Annotated in this window: 4 protein-coding genes; 2 read left to right on the top strand and 2 right to left on the bottom strand. The window is 36.7% G+C overall.

Annotation, left to right across the window (positions count from 1 at the left end):
- Both AAEZ18_RS18215 and AAEZ18_RS18220 read right to left on the bottom strand, forming a co-directional pair.
- Positions 1–383, bottom strand: a 383-nt coding sequence (locus AAEZ18_RS18215; protein WP_352255827.1) for a type I restriction enzyme endonuclease domain-containing protein, incomplete at its 3' end; no start/stop codon positions are given.
- A 54-nt stretch (positions 384–437) separates the two neighbouring features.
- Positions 438–641, bottom strand: coding sequence for a helix-turn-helix domain-containing protein (locus AAEZ18_RS18220; RefSeq protein ID WP_350545230.1), 204 nt, complete (start codon positions 639–641; stop codon positions 438–440).
- A 258-nt stretch (positions 642–899) separates the two neighbouring features.
- Here AAEZ18_RS18220 and AAEZ18_RS18225 point away from each other — a divergent pair, with 258 nt between their 5' ends.
- The gene (locus AAEZ18_RS18225) at positions 900–1,424 is read left to right on the top strand and encodes a VspR family transcription factor (protein WP_350545233.1); all 525 of its coding nucleotides are present in this window, start codon (positions 900–902) and stop codon (positions 1,422–1,424) included.
- Positions 1,421–2,070: DEAD/DEAH box helicase (locus tag AAEZ18_RS18230; RefSeq protein WP_352255830.1), on the top strand; the 650-nt coding region annotated here is incomplete at its 3' end. The genes AAEZ18_RS18225 and AAEZ18_RS18230, both read left to right, overlap by 4 nt.

Here is a 2,070-nt window from a genome sequence, read left to right on the forward strand (position 1 = left end):
TCATCGCGGCTAATTGGCGGGTACTTAAATTTAGCGAGTATTAAAATCAGCTCTACTTTGAGCGATGATTTAATATCGTCTCGGTTATTCCAATCTACAAACTTTACCTTGTCGTCTACAATTACTTTTACCGCTTGAGCGAGCTCAATGAGCTTATCTTCGGGGTAGTCAAATTCGTATTTAACGGCAAGTGCTTTTAAAGCGTCGTAAAAGCCTTTTTCTTCAATATCAATGCCTAGCTCGTCGCCGGCGTTCATTTCGTCGCGTACGCTGTAAATCATATCAACCATGCTTTCTGAAAAGTCATCTAATACGCTGCTTACCAGTACGTCATCTTCTTTTCGCTCGTTGTAGCGCTGTACCAGCGATTCATAATGAGTCAATCAATTTGAGCGCACGTTATTAGTCTTTTTAGACTGCATTTTGTAGCTAATGCCTTAGAATTTTGAGTACCCTGAAAATAAAATGGCTATTTCTACATCAAGCACTAATGAGAAGTAACTCACTTCTATGTCAGTTACCCCTCTAACATTTGATTCTATTTTAGCTAATGTGCTGCGACTAATTTCCCAATCAATTAAATTACATTTTGCTGCTAATTGTTCTTGAGTCCATCCTTTATTTTCTCGAATGGTCCTCACGTTTTTTCCAATAATATTCATAACATCACTTGCTCTGCTATCAGAGCTTGATTGTCACAAATAAAAAGCCTAAAATTGCTCCGCAAGCAGAGCAACGCTAAAGTATAGTTCCAAATGCAAAAATAATAGGAAAAAGAACCAGTAAATATTACATGGATACGTTAATAACTAAGCTACTTCATTAGTCGGTTCAAAAGAAAGTTAAATAGACGTATTGCCCCGGTAATAATCATTATAAAAAGTAGCTTAGGATTCACTTTGAAATTAGACCCTTATGTAGCTCAAATTATCGTTGTTGAAACCTTTAATCACTTCACAACAAGCGATGTCCGATCAACTTATTTAGTTTTAAAAAACGACCCGTCTTTAGAACCTACTAGTGTTAGGCGAAAAATATACGCTGAACTTTTAAAACTGGTCAAAAAAGGCTGGCTAAAAAAGTTAATTTCTAAGAAAAAGGGGTTCACTAGGTTTAGTAAAACATCCCTCTTTGATATTGAAAAAATTAGGGTGGCAAGTGAATTCCCCTCTTCTAATGGCATTAAAAATATCGATAATAAAACAGAACAACTGCTGTGTAAGTTAAATAGCTACAAAGCTGAATTGTTATTGAATATAGGGGAGTCTGAGGCTTATAAAGAACTGTACTCTGAATTCCCTGAGCTCATTGACGAGTTACAGCCGAAATACAACAAAGCTAGAGATAATAATACCCGAATATTAGGGAAGATAAGAGCCATTGAAGGCTTACTGAGGCAAAACGAAACATTAGATAAAATATGAAACTAAGACTATGGCAAACCGAATGTATTAATTTAGCGCTTACGCAATACCAGAGCGGCAATAGCCACTTTTTAGCCTTAGCAACTCCTGGGGCGGGTAAAACCTTAATGGCTTCAGAATTAGCTAACCAGCTATTAAAAAATAATATGGTAGATTTAGTTATTTGTTTTTCCCCGTCCTCAATTGTATCTCAAGACTTTAAGGAAAGCTTACAGCTAAAAACGAATGAACGATTTGATGGGCTTATTGGCGCTAAAGGTAGGGCTTTAACATATCAAAGCTTACAGTATTTAGAAGTGCACTTTTGGCAGTTATTTGAACGATATCGTGTTTTTGTAATATTTGATGAAATTCATCATTGTGCTGGCTCTAATATTGACAATGCTAATGCATGGGGTGAGCAGATAATTCTTAACATTCAAAATAAAGCACAATGCACATTAGCTTTGACAGGCACTCCTTGGCGCTCTGACGCTGCTCCTATTGTTCTTTCATCTTATCAGCAGCCTAACAACAAAATAGCGTGTGACTACGTTTACGGCCTTTCTGAGGCTATTGTAGATAATGTATGTCGGGTTCCACAAATAGTAGCTGTTGATAATAGCCGCATTACAGTTGTAGATGACGCTGAAACCAAAACATTTAA

The sequence above is a fragment of the Pseudoalteromonas sp. 19-MNA-CIBAN-0066 genome (assembly GCF_040308705.1).
Classification (GTDB): Bacteria; Pseudomonadota; Gammaproteobacteria; order Enterobacterales; family Alteromonadaceae; genus Pseudoalteromonas; species Pseudoalteromonas nigrifaciens.